General features: G+C 67.8%; 15 protein-coding genes. 7 read left to right on the forward strand and 8 right to left on the reverse strand.

The features are described from left to right. The first annotated feature begins 95 nt into the window (after positions 1 to 95). The 5 genes from ABZ004_RS07340 (at position 96) to ABZ004_RS07360 (ending at position 4,805) form a co-directional block, all read left to right on the forward strand. Complete coding sequence (locus ABZ004_RS07340) at positions 96 to 809, forward strand: response regulator transcription factor (RefSeq protein ID WP_355678906.1); 714 nt, start codon at positions 96 to 98, stop codon at positions 807 to 809. Next, entirely contained in the window at positions 799 to 2,658 is a 1,860-nt protein-coding gene (locus tag ABZ004_RS07345; RefSeq protein ID WP_355678907.1) for a HAMP domain-containing sensor histidine kinase, read from the forward strand. Before ABZ004_RS07340 ends, ABZ004_RS07345 begins: the two co-directional genes overlap by 11 nt. A gap of 10 nt (positions 2,659 to 2,668) precedes the next feature. Next, positions 2,669 to 3,088: an MmcQ/YjbR family DNA-binding protein gene (locus ABZ004_RS07350; protein ID WP_355678908.1), complete on the forward strand. Its 420-nt coding sequence runs from the start codon at positions 2,669 to 2,671 to the stop codon at positions 3,086 to 3,088. A gap of 192 nt (positions 3,089 to 3,280) precedes the next feature. Beyond that, positions 3,281 to 3,892: a hypothetical protein gene (locus ABZ004_RS07355; RefSeq protein ID WP_355678909.1), complete on the forward strand. Its 612-nt coding sequence runs from the start codon at positions 3,281 to 3,283 to the stop codon at positions 3,890 to 3,892. Between the two features lie 25 nt (positions 3,893 to 3,917). Beyond that, on the forward strand, positions 3,918 to 4,805 hold the full coding sequence (locus ABZ004_RS07360) for a GNAT family N-acetyltransferase (RefSeq protein WP_355678910.1): 888 nt from the start codon (positions 3,918 to 3,920) through the stop codon (positions 4,803 to 4,805). Here ABZ004_RS07360 and ABZ004_RS07365 read toward each other — a convergent pair. The 6 genes from ABZ004_RS07365 to ABZ004_RS07390 are packed head-to-tail and all read right to left on the reverse strand — an operon-like array spanning position 4,802 to position 10,358. Then, on the reverse strand, positions 4,802 to 5,749 hold the full coding sequence (locus tag ABZ004_RS07365) for an LLM class F420-dependent oxidoreductase (protein ID WP_355678911.1): 948 nt from the start codon (positions 5,747 to 5,749) through the stop codon (positions 4,802 to 4,804). The genes ABZ004_RS07360 and ABZ004_RS07365 overlap by 4 nt on opposite strands. Further along, the gene (locus ABZ004_RS07370; RefSeq protein WP_355678912.1) at positions 5,749 to 6,489 is read right to left on the reverse strand and encodes an SDR family oxidoreductase; all 741 of its coding nucleotides are present in this window, start codon (positions 6,487 to 6,489) and stop codon (positions 5,749 to 5,751) included. The genes ABZ004_RS07365 and ABZ004_RS07370 overlap by 1 nt, the downstream gene beginning before the upstream one ends. 8 nt (positions 6,490 to 6,497) lie before the next feature. Beyond that, positions 6,498 to 7,181 carry a histidine phosphatase family protein gene (locus tag ABZ004_RS07375; RefSeq protein ID WP_355678913.1) on the reverse strand — a complete coding sequence of 228 codons (684 nt, stop codon included), beginning with the start codon at positions 7,179 to 7,181 and terminating at the stop codon, positions 6,498 to 6,500. Position 7,182: 1 nt separating this feature from the next. Then, a complete protein-coding gene (locus ABZ004_RS07380; protein WP_355678914.1) occupies positions 7,183 to 8,265 on the reverse strand; it encodes a phosphotransferase family protein in 1,083 nt (360 codons plus the stop codon). Positions 8,266 to 8,271: 6 nt separating this feature from the next. Then, entirely contained in the window at positions 8,272 to 9,129 is an 858-nt protein-coding gene (locus tag ABZ004_RS07385) for an SDR family NAD(P)-dependent oxidoreductase (RefSeq protein WP_355678915.1), read from the reverse strand. Continuing rightward, positions 9,126 to 10,358 (reverse strand): acyl-CoA dehydrogenase family protein, encoded by a 1,233-nt coding sequence (locus ABZ004_RS07390; RefSeq protein ID WP_355678916.1) that lies wholly within the window; start codon positions 10,356 to 10,358, stop codon positions 9,126 to 9,128. Before ABZ004_RS07390 ends, ABZ004_RS07385 begins: the two co-directional genes overlap by 4 nt. Positions 10,359 to 10,456: 98 nt before the next feature. Between ABZ004_RS07390 and ABZ004_RS07395 the strand changes: the two genes are divergently transcribed. Beyond that, positions 10,457 to 11,047: a TetR/AcrR family transcriptional regulator gene (locus ABZ004_RS07395; protein WP_355678917.1), complete on the forward strand. Its 591-nt coding sequence runs from the start codon at positions 10,457 to 10,459 to the stop codon at positions 11,045 to 11,047. 80 nt (positions 11,048 to 11,127) lie between these two features. Here the strand turns inward: ABZ004_RS07395 and ABZ004_RS07400 are convergent, their stop codons facing one another. Next, complete coding sequence (locus ABZ004_RS07400) at positions 11,128 to 12,141, reverse strand: substrate-binding domain-containing protein (RefSeq protein ID WP_355678918.1); 1,014 nt, start codon at positions 12,139 to 12,141, stop codon at positions 11,128 to 11,130. Between the two features lie 132 nt (positions 12,142 to 12,273). Here ABZ004_RS07400 and ABZ004_RS07405 point away from each other — a divergent pair, with 132 nt between their 5' ends. Further along, positions 12,274 to 14,202, forward strand: coding sequence for a discoidin domain-containing protein (locus tag ABZ004_RS07405; RefSeq protein ID WP_355678919.1), 1,929 nt, complete (start codon positions 12,274 to 12,276; stop codon positions 14,200 to 14,202). Positions 14,203 to 14,216: 14 nt separating this feature from the next. Here ABZ004_RS07405 and ABZ004_RS07410 read toward each other — a convergent pair whose 3' ends face one another. Then, on the reverse strand, positions 14,217 to 15,515 hold the full coding sequence (locus tag ABZ004_RS07410; RefSeq protein ID WP_355678920.1) for an amidase: 1,299 nt from the start codon (positions 15,513 to 15,515) through the stop codon (positions 14,217 to 14,219). Positions 15,516 to 15,535: the final 20 nt, after the last annotated feature.

Raw genomic sequence — 15,535 nt, forward strand, 5'->3', positions numbered from 1 at the left:
GGAAGGCCGTGAAGAACCTGTGAAGGAACGATCAGCGCCCGATGCTCTCAGCTGATCTTCATCGAAATCTCATCAAGTTCGGCGACAGTGGTGAGATGCCAGCCCGGATCCTCGTTGCCGAAGACGACCGGAAGCAGGCGGAGCTGATCCGGCGCTACCTCGAGCGGGAGGGCCACCTGACCGTCGTCGTGCACGACGGGCGGGCGGCCATCGACGAGGCCCGCCGGCGCAGCCCCGATCTGCTCGTTCTCGACGTCATGATGCCGAAGGTCGACGGCCTCGACGTCTGCCGGGTGCTCCGCGCCGACGGTGCTGGAGACAGGGACGTACCGATCATCATGCTGACCGCCCGCTCCACCGAGGACGACCTGCTGCTCGGCCTCGACCTGGGCGCCGACGACTACCTGACCAAGCCCTACAACCCGCGTGAGCTGGTGGCCCGGGTCCGGACCGTACTACGGCGTACGCGCGGCCGGGCCGAGGGTGAGGTCTACCGCGTCGGGGCGCTCGAGATCGACCCGGTGCGGCACGAGGTCCAGCTGGCAGGCGAACTGGTGGAGATCACGCCGGCCGAGTTCAAGATCCTGGCCTGCCTGGCCGCCTCCCCCGGCCGCGCGTTCTCCCGGCAGCAGTTGCTGGAGCACGCGTTCGGCTTCGATCACTACGTGTTCGACCGGACCATCGACGTGCACGTGATGAATCTGCGCAAGAAGATCGAGCCGGAACCGGGCTCCCCGGCGTACCTGAAGACCGTGTACGGCGTGGGCTACAAGCTGGCCGACAAGGTGGTGACCTCGGATGCGTCGTAGCGTCCTGCTCAGATTCCTCGGGCTCTCGCTGGCGGTGGCCCTCGGCGCGGTGATCGCTACGGCGGTGATCGCGACCTACAGCACGACCGAGAAGTTGCAGGGCGAGCTGGAGGACAACACGTCCCAGCTGCAGGTCGACACGGAGATCTACGGACGGCTCAGTGAGTACGCCTCGGACCACGCTTCCTGGAACGGCGTCGACAAGGTGGTCCATCAGCTGGCGGACCGTACCGGCCGGCGGATCGCGCTGACGGAGGCGGACGGATCGACGATCGTCGACTCCGCCCGGAAGCTCGGCGCCGGACCGGACCTGCCTTCGGTGCCGGCGGCAACAATCGACGCGCGCGGTTCGACCGCGGTCGGCGGCCTGTTCGTGAGCTCTGTCCAGGCGACGACAAAGCGGGCCACGATCGCCGGTACGGCGGCCTTCAAAGCCACCTCGATCGGCTCGTCAAGCTGGGGGCTGACCGACGCGGAGCGCCACCAGCGGGAGCAGTTGGCCGATCAGGCGGCGGCCTGCTACAAGGCCAGCGGCCAGAACGTCACCGTCACAGCCTTCGAGGACGGCACGCCGTCGCTGGCGTACGTGGCGAAACCGCTGAGCGCCGGCTACACCGTTGCGGAAGTCGCGAAGACGCCGAAGAACACCAAGGACAAGTGCATCCCGGCCGGCCTCTACGCGCCGAGCGCGAAAGCCAAGACGGTGAACGAGGACGAAGTACGGCGTACCGTCGAGTGCCTGACCACGGCCGGTGAGACCTACCAGCTCAGCACCCTGGACCAGTCCGACGGACTGCAGGTGGTGTCGCCGAAGGAGGGCGTCGCACCCAGCGACAAGTTCGTCAATTGCTCGATGCAGGCCCGCTCGGACGCGCTCGCGCCGTACGTCGCTCCGCAGGCGAAGCTCTATCTCGGCGCCAAGAGCACCTTCAACGTCTTCTCCGGCGAAGGACTCCTCCGTACGGCGGCAACCGCGCTCGGCGTCCTCCTGATCGCGGCGCTGGTGATGATCTTCGCCGGTCGCCGGCTGGTCCGGCCGATCCTGGCTCTCACCGGTGCCGCCCAGCGGATGACCAACGGAGACCACGCGACCCGGGTGCCGGTGACCGGTCGCGACGAGGTCGCCCGGTTGGGGCACGCGTTCAACGCGATGGCCGAGTCGATCCAACATCACGACGTCCAGCGGAAGGCGATGGTGAGCGACGTCGCGCACGAGCTGCGGACCCCGCTCGCCAACATCAAGGGCTATCTGGTCGCCTCCGAGGACGGGGTGGTGCCACTCGACAAGGCGCTGGTGACCTCGCTCCTGGAGGAGGCCGGGCTGCTGGAGCGGTTGATCGTCGACCTGCAGGATCTCGCGCTCGCCGACGCTGGGATGCTGAGGCTGCATCCGGAGCCGCGTGACCTTGGCGACCTCGTCCAGCAGGTGGTTTCAGCGCACCGCCCGGCTGCCGACGACGCCGGAGTCACGCTGAGCGCGGACGTGACCGGGGTTGCTGCTGCGATCGTCGACAGCGCCCGGATCCGCCAGGCCCTGGGCAACCTGGTCTCGAACGCGATCCGCTTCACCGACTCGGGCGGCGAAGTGCAGGTCGGCGTACGCCGGGAGGGCAACGGCTATCACCTCACCGTCACCGACAACGGCGCCGGCATCGCCCCGGAACACCTCCCCCACCTCTTCGACCGCTTCTACCGGGCCGAACACTCCCGCAGTCGCACCACTGGCGGCAGCGGCCTCGGCCTAGCCATCACCAAACACCTCGTCGAGGCCCACCACGGCACCATCACCGTCACCAGCACCCCAGAACAAGGCTCCACGTTCACCATCAAGATCCCGGCCCGTCCTTAGACTGTCGAGCATGGCCGGCCGGAAAGCTCGCGTGGCGGACGTGCATGCAGTAGCTCAGGGGATGCCGCACGTCACCGTCGTACAGGGTGGCGGTGAGAATCCGGTTTATCAGGTGGGTGGGAAGTCGTTCGTGTTCTTCCGGACCAAGCGGCCTGATGCGTTCGATCCTGAGACGGGTGAGCGGTACGACGATGTGATCGTGCTGTGGGTGCCTTCGGAGGACGACAAGCTGGCGCTGGTGTCGGACGAGAGCAATCCGTTCTTCACCACGCCGCATTTCGACGGGCATCTGTCGGTGCTGGTGCGGGCTAGCCGGCTAGGTGAGTTGAGTCTGCAGGAGTTGACCGAGGTGATTCAGGACGCGTGGTTGTCACGCGCTTCCAAGCGGCGGGCGGAAACATGGCTCGCGGAGCATCGGCTGAGCTCCTAGCGGGATGCGACACTTCGTCCTGTGAGTACCCCGACGCCACCGGGTCCGCCCGGCGAAGGTCAGCCCGGTCCGAGCGGTCCCCCGCCAGGCTGGCAACCGCCTCCCCAGAACCAACCGCCGGGCGCCGGACAGCAGCCGACTCAGTGGACGGGGTATGACCCGAACAGGTATCAGCAGCAGGATGAGACTCGGGTGTTCGATCCGAACGGGCCCGGTGGGTTCAGCGGTCCGCCCGGGTATCAGCGGCCGCCGCAGAAGAACCGGGCCGGGCTCTTCATCGCGCTGCTCGTCGTCTTACTGATCGCTGTGCTCGGCGTCGGCGGCGTGGTCGTCTCCAACCTGGTCGGCGATGACTCGTCGGACACCAGCCAACCCGGCGGCCTGGCCCCGTCGGACATCCCGACCGAGATCCCGTCGGACTTCCCGTCCTACTTCCCCTCCGACGACCCCTCGCAGGACCCTTCGCAGGAGCCGACGATGACGCTGCCGACGGCCGGCAGCGGCGACCTCACGAAGGCGAAGGACCTGGCCCAGCGATTCGTCACCCAGCTCAACGCCAACAAGCTGGACGCCGCCGCCGCGCTGGGCTGCGCCGAATCCAAGCAACTCCTGCCGCTCCTGTTCGAAGCCATGATCAAAGCGCCGACGAAGCTGACCGTCGTCGATGAGCCGCTCGGCCAGACCGCCATCATCGTCCGCCTCGACGGCACCACCAAGGGCCACCACGTCACCGGCATCGTCCTCGTCCAGAAGGCCGGCAGCACCCCGCTGTGCATCCGCGCACTTCAGATCGCCCCGAACTGAACCTTGCCCGGCCTACCCTCGCGAGGTGGAGATCAGGCCTGCGATACCCGAGGACTTCGACCAAGTAGTTGCCTTGAGCACCTTGGTTCGGCCGTACGGCGTCGGCGCCCGGACCTGGTTGCGGCGGAGCCTGACCGAGCGGCTCGGCACCGATCGGTTCGTCGGATTCGTCGCTGAAGCCGACGGACGGGTCGCGGGCTGGGCAGGCTTGACGCGCGCCGACCATCTGGACACCCCGAACGCCTATTCGCTGAACCTCCTCGTGCACCCCGACTTCCGGCGCCAGGGTTTCGGCACCCGCCTCCTGCAGATCTGCGACGACTGGCTCGCCGCCCTGCCCTCGTCCTTCGTCCAGTCCTACGCGGACGGCGACGGCAAGTTCTTCGCGCTGGCGAAAGGCTTCGAGGCGACCACCGAGATGACGTACGCCGGTCGCGAGCTCACCGACGCGATCCTGGTTCCGCCGGTGCCCGACGGTTACACGCTGGTTCCGTTCGCCGAACTCGAGGCGGCCGACGTCTTCCCGGCGTACCGGGAATCCACTGCGGACATCCCCGGCGGCCCGCCGTTCGAGGTCCCCTTCGACTGGTTCAGCACGGAACTCTGGCCCGGTTCCCTGCTCGATCGTGAGCTGAGCCTGGCGCTCCTCGAGGGCGGCCGGGTGGCCTCGTTCACGATGGTGAACCGCGAGGACACCAGGACCTGGAACGACATGACCGGCACGGTGCGGGATCATCGCGGCAAAGGGCTCGCCGGCTTCCTGAAACTCGCGTCGCTGTCGGCCGCACGCGACGCCGGCGTCACGCACTCCTTCACGCTGATGAATCTCGAGAACCCGCCGATCCGCGCCCTGAACGAGCGGCTGGGCTATCGCGAGGTGTTCCGGAGGACCTACGTGACCCGCCAGAACTAAGCGGGAGCGAGTGCCCGGGCGGTCTCGATCAGGTCGGTGCCGGTCGGCAACGCAGCGATGATCGGGGTGTCCAGACCGTTGGCGACGTAGGCGTTGATCTGCGCCCGGCAGTCGTCGGCGGAGCCATGGACGACCAGCTCGTCGATCACCGAGACCGGGACCGCTGCCATCGCCGCGTTGCGGTCGCCGGCTGCCCAGGCGTCGCGCATCTCCTTCATCTGTTCGCCGCGGCCGAGCCAGTCGTGGAAGGCCGCGTAGCCCGGCACCGTGAGATAGGTGGCGATCAGGTAGCGGCCGATGTTGCGGGCCATCTCGGTGTCCTCGGTGACGCAGACGAAGATCCGCGCGGCGAGTTCCTTGTCATCGCCGAGCTCGGCCCGCACCTGGCGCACGTCCGAGGCCGAGAGCCAGTTGGTGATCGCCCCGTCCGCCTCCCGGGCAGCCAGCCGAAGCATCTGCGGCCGTAGCGCGGCGAGCATGATGGCCGGCGGAACCTCCGGCGCCTTCTCCAACCGGAACCGGTTGATCGTGAAGCTGTCGAACTCCCCGTTCACCTTCTCCCCGGCGAACGCCTGCCGGAGGAACCGCAGTACGTCGCGGGTCCGCGCGTACGGCGGGTCGTAGGCGATCCCGTTCCACCCGGTCACGATGGTTTCCGACGACGCCCCGATCCCGAGCACGAACCGCCCGGGCGCCAGGTCCGCCAAGGCCGCCGCGCTCATCGCCAACGCCGCCGGTCCGCGGGTATGCACCGGTACGACGGCAGTCCCCAACCGCAGCCCGGTCTCCCACTCGGACGCGAGCACCAACGGCGTGAACGCATCGGCCCCGGCCACCTCGGCCGACCACAGATCCGTGTAGCCCAGCGACGCCAACTCGGTGATCAACGACCGGTGGTCGCGCAACGGCACCCCGGTCAACGGAACGGTCAGACCCCAACGCATCAGATCATCCTCTTCAGAACTGAGACCGGTACGACCTTCAACACCATCCGCAGCGGACGCCATGGCCACGACGGTACGGCTGCTCTGGCTTGCTCCGCCTCGATCGCGGCGACGATGGCGCGAACGCCCGGAACGGTATCCACCACGAACTTGCCGGCCCCTCCGTTCAGGTCGGACTTGATGTACCCCGGCTGGATCACGCTCACCTTGATCGGCTTGCCCAGCAACTCCACCTGCAGCCCTTCACCAAGAGCGGCGATCGCGGCCTTGCTGGCGGAGTAGGCAGTCATCGCCCTCGGCGCCCCGCGCACGCCGGCCATCGAAGAGATCAACACCAGGTGGCCCGCGTTCCTGGCCCGGAACAGCTCCATCGCCGCCTCGGCCTGGGCCAGCGCGGCGACGTAATTGGTCATCGTCGTCGCGAGATTCGCGTCGAACCGGCCGGTACCGATCGGCGTCCCCTTGCCGATCCCCGCGTTGACGATCACCCGGTCCAGCCCGCCGATATCGGCGTCGGCAGTGCGGAACACCTCGAACACCTGATCGTGATCGGTCACGTCGAGCTGGCGGACGACGACCTTGATCGCGGGATGGTCTGCGGTCAGTTCGTCCCGCAGGGTCTTCAGGCGATCCTCGCGGCGGGCCGTCAGCACCAGGTTGTGCCCCTTGGCGGCGAACTGCCGAGCCATTTCCGCACCCAGTCCGGCGCTGCCCCCGGTGATCAGGATGTTGCGTCGCATAACCAGCCCTATCTGTAGGAAAGCATGTCGGTGCCGTCGAGATGCGGATGTTCGTTGAAGCTGATCAGGGTCAGGCCGCTGCGGCCGGAAACGACCTTGGTGATCGCAGTATTGACGGTGACCGGGTTCAGCCGCAGCCAGAGCTTGTCGTCGCCGCCGAGCAGCCGCCCGGCGATCGCGGCGATCGGTCCGCCGGAGGTGAAGACGATCGCCGTCTCGCCCTTGCCGAGCCGGCCGGCGGTACGGCGTACCGCCTGCTCCGACCGCTCGCAGAAGTCGGTGAAACTCTCCGCGTACCCCTCGCCGTCGCTCAACGTCCAGCGCTCCGTCGCGGCGGTGAACATCTCCTGGAACGCACGGGCCGGATGCCCGGTCCGTGCCAGATCGGCGAGCAAGACCGCACGACGCTTGTACGCCGGTTTGTGCGCCACGATCACCTGGTCGTGGTCGAACTCGTTGAACCCCTGGTCGACCTCGACAGCACGGTCGATCCCGGCGGCGGCGAGCGCGAGTTCCGCCGTACGGGCGTGGCGTTGCATGGCACCCGCGACGACGAGGTTCGGCTTGATTCCGCGGGCAGCCAGTGCCTCGCCGAGGCGCGCGGCCTGCTGTTCACCTTGTGGCGAGAGCCGGTCGTAGTCGCTGCGGCCGAACGACGCTTGCGCGTGCCGAACCAGGTAGATCGCACCCATCTCAGCCCGCCTTGCGGATGATCCGGCGGCAACGGCGTTCGAGCACGTTCACCGGCAGCCAGAGGCTCTTGAAGCGAGGGTTCCGGGTCTGCTTGTGGTGGTAGCGGTAGTAGATCTGCTGACAGATCACGGCTAGCCGGAACAGTCCGTAGACCTCGTAGAAGGCCCAGTTCGCGGGCTTGAGGTCGGTCTTCTCCGCGTAGTACGCGACGATCTCTTCCCGGGTGAGCATTCCGGGCTCGTCGGACGGCTGCATCTTGAACTTGTGGAAGGCCCAGTCGTCGTCCGCCTGGACCCAGTACGCGAGCGCGCTGCCGAGATCCATCAACGGATCCCCGAGCGTCGCCAGCTCCCAGTCGAGGACACCGATGACCTTCAACGGGTCGTCAGGATCCAGTACGACGTTGTCGAGCCGGAAGTCGTTGTGGATCACGCAGGTCGCGGCGTCGGGCGGCTGGTTGGCGGCGAGCCAGCTCATCACGTTCTCGAAGCTCGGCACGTTCCAGGTCTTCGCCTTGCGGTAGCGGCCGGTCCAGCCGGAGATCTGGCGTTCGACGTACCCGGCGCCGCGGCCGAGATCTGTCAGACCGGCTTGCTCAGGATCGACCTGGTGCAGGTCGATCAGCGTGTCGATCAGGGTGTAGCCGAGTTGCCGGGTCTGCGCCGGAGTGAGGTCGACGCCGAGCGCCGAGCTGCGCGGGATGGTGCCGGCGATCCGCTCCATCACGTAGAACTCGGAGCCGATCACCGCGTCGTCGTTGCAGTGGGCAACCATCGTGGGGACGTACGGGAAGACCGGTTTCAGGGCGGCCTGGATGCGGTACTCCCGGCCCATGTCGTGTGCGCTCCTCGCCTTCGTCCCCTTCGGCGGACGCCGCAGGATCAGATCGCGATCGGCGTACCGCAGCAGATAGGTCAGGTTCGACGCACCCCCCGAGAACTGCTTCACCTCCGGCAGCCCAACAGGCAGCTCAGTCTGAGCCCGGAGCCAGCCATCGACGGCGGCGACATCGAAGGCATCCTCCGCGCGCACCTCGCGCGCCCCGGCGGGAGGCGTCGCTCCGCCGCGCTCCTCAGCCGCCAAGGACCCTCACCGCTCCCCGGCTGACGGCACGGAATCCGCGGCGGCCGCGGGGCTGCCTGCACCACCGGCGTCCCGCGCGGGGCCGCTCGCCTCCGTGCGTTGTTTGGCGCGGGCAGCGATTTTGCGCATCTGGCGGTCGTAGAGGGGGCGGGCGAAGCGCTTGGTGCGCCAGGCGAGCAGGGCGGGGCGGTCCGGGATGATCAGGAACTGCCGCTTCTGCACGCCGGCGATGACCTTGGCCGCGATGTCGTCGGCGGTTCGCGGCGACTTCTCGATCAGCTGGCGCGCGGTGGCGCCCATCGCGGTGTCGGCGCCCTGGATCGAGTCGGCCAGGTTGGTCTTGAAGAACGAGGGGCAGACGACCGACACGCTCACGCCGTACGGGCTGAGCTCGTGCGAGAGCGTCTCGGAGAGCGCGACGACGCCCGCCTTCACCGTGTTGTACGAGCTCATCATCGGCGGATGCACGAGCCCGGCCGCGGAGGCCGTGTTCACGATCTGACCGGATTGCTGGTGCTTGAACATCGGCGTGAACGCGCGGCAACCGCGGACCACACCCATCAGATTGATGTCGATCACCCGGTCCCACTCGGCCAGCGACTCGACGTCGATCCGCCCGCCGGTCGCGATCCCCGCGTTGTTCACCAGGATGTCGAGCCCACCCCAGTTCTCCTCGCACCAGGCGACGGCCGCGTCCCAGTCGGCAGCGTCCCGCACATTCAACTGCCGGTACGCCGTTGCGCCGTGCCCGTCGACCTCGGCGGCGACATCGGTGCTCAGCACCTGGTGGCCGTCGGCAACGAATCGATTGACCAGCGCGGCGCCGAGCCCGCTGGCACCACCGGTGACGAGAACCCTGCTCACTTCGACTCCTCCTTGTACTTCGCCAACTCGATTCGGGCAACGACTCCACGGTGCACCTCGTCGGGCCCGTCGGCCAGCCGCAGCGCCCGGGCGCTCGTCCACGCGCCCGCGAGCGGGAAGTCGTCGGAGAGACCGCCCCCGCCGTGCAACTGGATCGCCATGTCGATCACGTCCTGCGCCATCCGCGGTACGGCAACCTTGATCTGGCTGACCTCGCTCAAGGCGCCGGCCAGGCCCTTGGTGTCCAGCAAGTACGCCGTCTGCAGCACGAGCAACCGCGCCTGGTTGATCGCGATCCGCGCATCCGCGATCCGCTCCCGGTTGCCGCCGAGGTTGACCAGCGGCTTGCCGAACGCCGTACGGGTGGTGCCTCGTTGCAATGCCAGTTCCAGGGACTTCTCGGCCAGGCCGATCAGGCGCATGCAGTGGTGCACGCGGCCCGGACCGAGGCGGCCCTGGGCGATCTCGAAGGCGCGACCGGGGCCGACCAGGATGTTGGCGACCGGCACCCGGACGTCGGTGAAGGAGACCTCGCCGTGGCCGTGCGGTTCGTCGTACCGGCTCATCGCGGGGAGCAGGCGCTCGACCTTGACGCCGGGAGTGCTGCGCGGGACGAGCACCATCGTGTGCCGCGCGTAGCGGTGTGCGTCGGGATCGGTGAGGCCCATGAAGATGAGCAGTTCGCAGTCGGGATGGCCGACGCCGGTGCTCCACCACTTGCGGCCGTTGATGACGATCTCGTCGCCGTCCACGATCGCGGTCGCGGCCATGTTGGTGGCGTCGGACGAGGCGACGTCGGGCTCGGTCATGCAGAACGCGGACCGGATCGTGCCGTCCAGCAGGGGTTCGAGCCAGCGCTGCTTGTGCTCGGCCGAGCCGTAGCGGAGCAGCACCTCCATGTTGCCGGTGTCGGGCGCGTTGCAATTGAAGATGTACGGCGCGAGGAAGGAGCGGCCGGTGAGCTCGGCGATCGGGGCGTAGTCGAGGTTGCTCAACCCATCGCCGTACTGCTCGTTGCCGGGTTCGGCCGGTGGGAGGAAGAGGTTCCAGAGGCCCTGCTTGCGGGCCTTGGCCTGCAGCTCCTTGTAGACGGGCAGTGGCTGCCAGGGGTCGTCGGCAGCTTTCGTCGCGGCGTGCACCTCGGCTTCGATCGGCTCGATCTCGGTCCGGATGAACTCCGCGACCCTGCCGATCAACTCCTGCGCCCGGCTGGACGGCTCGAAACCCATCACGTCTCCTCACGCTGTATCGATGCTGACCCCCACCCCACCACCCCGGTCAGGGGTGTCCCTTGACGGTAGCGCCTTACTGAGCAATGCTCAATAGCGTGCGCCAGCGACTGACCGCGGAGGATCGCCGCAAGCAACTGGTCGGCATCGGCCTGCAGATGCTGCGGACCCAGCCGATCCACGAGCTGTCGACCGACGCCGTCGCGGCCGAGGCCGGTATCTCCCGCGGCCTGCTGTTCCACTACTTCCCGACCAAGCGCGACTTCTACGTCGAGGTGATGAGCGCGGCCGGACGCCGCTTGTTGCGCGTCACCAAGCCGGATCCCGCGCTACCGCGGGAGGAGCAGCTGCGGGAGATGCTGCTCGCGTTCCTCGCCTTCGTGACCCGCCGTCGCGACTCGTACATCTCGTTCGTCCGCGGCGCCGCCGGCGGAGACCTGTACGTCGTGGAGATCTACGAGGCGACCCGGGCCGGACTCACCACCCGGGTGCTCGACCTGCTCGGCGACTCGGCGGCCGCCGGAGAAGCTGCCTCGCCGACCCGGATGCTGGTGCACGCCTGGCTCGCGTACGTCGAGGACCTGGCCGTCGAATGGTCCGGCCTCCCCGAAGCCGACCGCCCGATCACCGCCGAGGAACTCGTCGACCAGTCGATCGCCGCCCTCCACGCCCTCCGATCGATCGGCTGACCCAGCGGTTACGTCCGAAGAAGTGGACCACACGTCCCTCCGCTTCTTCGGACGCAAGCATCCTGCCGCACGTGGGGTGGTCAGTTTGGTGGGGCGGTGGAGGTTCGGATGATCAGTTCAGTAGCCAACTCGACGTGCAGTGCCTCGACCTCGTGGCGGTCGAGCAGGCGGGTCAGCAGGCTGACCGCCATCCGGCCCATTTCCTGGAGCGGCTGCCGGACGGTGGTGAGCAGCGGTGACGTGGCGCGACTGAGGTCGATGTCGTCGAAGCCCGCGATCGAGAGATCGGTCGGGATCCGGAGACCGCGCTCGGCCGCCGCCTGCATCGCGCCGACCGCGGCCTTGTCGTTGAAAGCGACCAGCGCGGTCGGGCGGTTCGGAAGGTCCAGCAGTTGCCCGGCCGCGCGGTACCCCTGCTCGGTGGTCGGCTCGACGTAGCGGACCAGCTCGGCATCCGGGAGGATCCCGCCGTCGGCACAGGCGGCGGCATGGCCACCCATCCGGGCGTCACTCGCGAGCCACTCGCGCGGGCCGGCGATCACGCCGAGCCGGGTGTGGCCGAGCTCGACCAGGTGCGCGGTGACCTGCCGCGCGCCGGCGAAGTGGGCCGCCGAGACCGACGGGATGTCGCGCGGCAGCGTAGTACGGGGGTCGACGACGACGAAGGGAAATCGTCGGGCCTGAAGCTGGACGAGTTCGTCGCTGGGCTCGGGCGGGAGGATCAGGATCGCGCCGGCGAGGCCGTGGCCGCCGGTCAGCCGGGCGAGCGCTTGGGTGTGCTGGGCGGCCTCACCGGCATTGAGGACCAGCTGCCGGCCGTGCCGCTCGAGGGTCTCGGCGATGGACGAGACGATCAGGCCGAAGTAGTCGGTCAGGACATACGGGCAGCGGACGTAGACGGCGCCCGCGACCGGCTTCGGCTGCCCGCCGCGGGGACCCGGTGCGCGGAGGCCGAGGCGCTCGACGGCCTGCTCGACCAGCTCCCTGGTCTGCGGCGCCACGTTGCCCGCCTGGTTGAGGACCCGTGAGACGGTCGCGATCGAAACACCGGTCTCGGCCGCGATGTCGCGCACGGTCGCGCGCGCTCTAGGCATTTGTTACATCGCTCTGTTTCACACATGCACCCTAATCCCAGTCTTGACGAGACGCCAGCTGGCCTGTTTTCTGACCTGGAGACAGCTGGTTGTGTTTCATTTGTTACAGCCCGCCCGCTGTAGAGGAGAACAATGAACTGGCAAACGATCGGCGGGACCGTCGCGGTCTCCGCCCTGGTGCTCAGCGCGATGTCGGTCGGCGCGGACGCCGCCCGGACGCCCGCTGTGAACCACGCGACCGGATCGGCGGCCCGGGTCTGGGTCACCACTCCGGACCGTGCCGAACTGCTGCACGAGCGGACCCCGGTCGCGTTCAGCCGGACGGACAGCAAACTGACGACGATCACGGTCGACCCCAGCACGAAGTACCAGACGATGGACGGCTTCGGCGCCTCGATCACCGACTCGTCCGCGGCGGTGTTCTACCGCCTGAGCGCGGCCGACCGGGAGAAGACCCTGCGCTCGCTGTTCGACCCGAAGCAGGGCATCGGCGTGAGCTTCCTGCGTCAGCCGGTCGGTTCGTCCGACTTCACCGCTGCAGCGACGCACTACACGTACGACGACGTGCCCGCCGGCCAGACCGACTTCGCGCTGAAGAACTTCACCATCGCGCACGACCAGACCCAGGTGCTGCCGTTGCTCCGGCGGGCCAAGCAGTTCAACCCGGCGCTCAAGGTGATGGCGACGCCGTGGAGCCCACCGGCCTGGATGAAGACCGGCGACTCCCTGGTCGGTGGCCGGCTCAAGGACGACCCCGCGATCTACAACGCCTACGCGCGCTACCTGGTGAAGTTCGTGCAGGCGTACGCGGCGGCCGGCGTACCGGTGGACTTCCTGTCGGTGCAGAACGAGCCGCAGAACCGCAAGCCCGGTGGCTACCCGGGCACGGACATGCCGGTGCGCCAGGAGGCGGCAGTGATCGAGGCACTCGGTCCACTGCTGCACAAGGCGAGCCCGCGGACCAAGATCCTCGGCTACGACCACAACTGGACGACGCACCCCGGCGACGTCGCCAACACTCCGCCCGGCGAGGACCCGGAGACCGACTACCCGTACCAGTTGCTCAGCACGCCTGCAGCCAAGTGGATCGCCGGTACGGCGTACCACTGCTACTCGGGCAGCGCAGCGGCCCAGAGTGCTTTGCAGAAGGCGTTCCCGGAGAAGGGGATCTGGTTCACCGAGTGCTCCGGTTCGCACGGCGCCAGTGACACCCCGGCGCAGATCTTCCGCGGCACGCTCACCTGGCATGCTCGGAACCTCGCACTGGGGACCACCCGCAACTGGGCGAAGTCCGTAGTGAACTGGAACATCGCGCTCGACTCGACCGGCGGTCCGCACCTCGGCGGCTGCGGTACCTGCACCGGGCTCGTCACGCTGCAACCGGACGGCACGATCACCAACGACGCGGAGTACTACACGATCGGTCACCTGTCGAAGTTCGTGAAGCCGGGCGCAGTGCGGATCGGCAGTACGTCGTACGGGACGACCGGGTGGAACGGGCAGCTGATGGATGCCGCGTTCCGCAACCCGGACGGGTCGACGGCGTTGGTGGTGCACAACGAGAACGACGACCCGCGGTCATTCGCGGTGGCGGTCGGCGACCAGTCATTCGAGTACACGCTGCCGGGCGGTGGGCTCGCGACCTTCACCTGGCCTCGTGCGGGTGGCTCGCGGTTGACGCCGATCTCACTGGCGAACGCTGTTGCGACCGCGGTGCCGGCTGCTGATGCGGCGCTGGCGATCGATGCCGATGGATCCACGCTGTGGCAGTCGAAGGCTGCACAGGCGCCGGATCAGTACCTGCAGGTCGATCTGGGCACGGCGAAGACCGTACGCCGGGTGTCGCTCGACAGCGGCGGCAATCTCGGGGACTACGCGGCCTCGTGGAAGCTGACCTACAGCAATGACGGGACCACCTGGCGACCGCTGGCCAGTGGTACATCGGACGGTCAGGTCACCAACGTGGACGTGACTCCGACCCGGGCGCGGTATGTCCGGATCACCTCGACCTCCACCAGCGACCACTGGTGGACGCTCGCCGACGTGAGGTTCTACTCGTAGTTCGAAGAGGTTTTCTAGTCCGCCCTCCTTGGTCTCTCGTCCACAGCCTGTGGACGAGAGACCAGGGCGTGTTCGATCCACTGCGCGACAGTGCTCGCCATTTGGTTGTCCTCGGCAATGATCTGCAGACCGATCGGCAGCCCGTCGACAGGCAGCGGGACGCTGTACGCCGCGTAGCCGGTCAGGTTGGCGAGGCGGGTGTTTCGCAACAGCTTGGTCCGGACCTCCTTGGCTTTGAAACGGACCTCGTCGAGCATCGGGGCGACCAGCTGCACGGTCGGCAGCAGCAAGGCATCGACACCACCGAGCGACATTCCGAGCTCACCCGTCAGCACCGTGGACTGATGACGTGCCTTGACATAACGCCAAGCCGGTACCTCGGCCGCTTCGCGCAGTCTCTCCTGGACGTCGGGTTGGTAGCGGCGGGTATCCCGGCCGACGTGGTTTGCGACCGCCTCCGGTCCTTGCAGGTCGACGGCCGCCTGGGTGGTCTCGGTCCAGTCGGGGATCATCACGTCCAGGGCGAGGGCACCGGCTTCTTGCAGACGACCTACGGCGGCAAGCCAGGCCCGGGTGACCTCCGGGGAACAGTCGAGGTGTTCCGGATTCTGCACCAGCCCGAGCCGCGGCGGGCCCGCAGTACGGGCTGTCTGTAAACCGGTCAGCGCGTCGACGGCGTACTGCGCGTCGGCGACCGTTGAGGTGAGTACCCCGACGTGGTCGAGGCTCTGGGAGAGCGGGAAGACGCCGTCTGTGGACAGGGTGTTCCGGGCGGGCTTGAAGCCGACTACCCCACACAGTGCTGCGGGGATCCGCACCGAGCCGGCAGTGTCGGTGCCGATCGCCAAAGGGACAACACCTTCCGCCACTGCCGCTGCTGCTCCGGCACTGGAGCCACCGGTGATGCGTGAGAGGTCATGCGGATTGCGGCAAGGCCCAACGCGATTTGAAGTCCCAGTGCACCCGTAGGCGAACTCGTGACTGTGGCTGAGCCCGATCACGATCGCCCCGGCCGCACGCAACCGCCGTACGACGTCTGCGTCGCTACCACCGAGCTCGTTCATCGTGAGCGAGCCACAGCGGTAGGGCAGGCCTTCTACTTCGATGATCTCCTTCACCAGCACGGGAATGCCCGCTAATGCGCCAGTACGGTCGTGCGCCGCCGCAGCCTTCCGGGCACCGTCCTTGTCGAGGTGCACAACCGCGTTGAGCTCCGCTGTCTCCTCTGCTCGCCACAGAGCCCGCTCGACCAGCTCGACCGGATCTACTGCCCCACTGCGAACATCTGCCGCGATCTGCTCGATGGAATCCACACCCGATATCAGAGCACGTC

It is taken from the genome of Kribbella sp. NPDC006257, from assembly GCF_040613535.1.
Taxonomy (GTDB): Bacteria; Actinomycetota; Actinomycetes; order Propionibacteriales; family Kribbellaceae; genus Kribbella.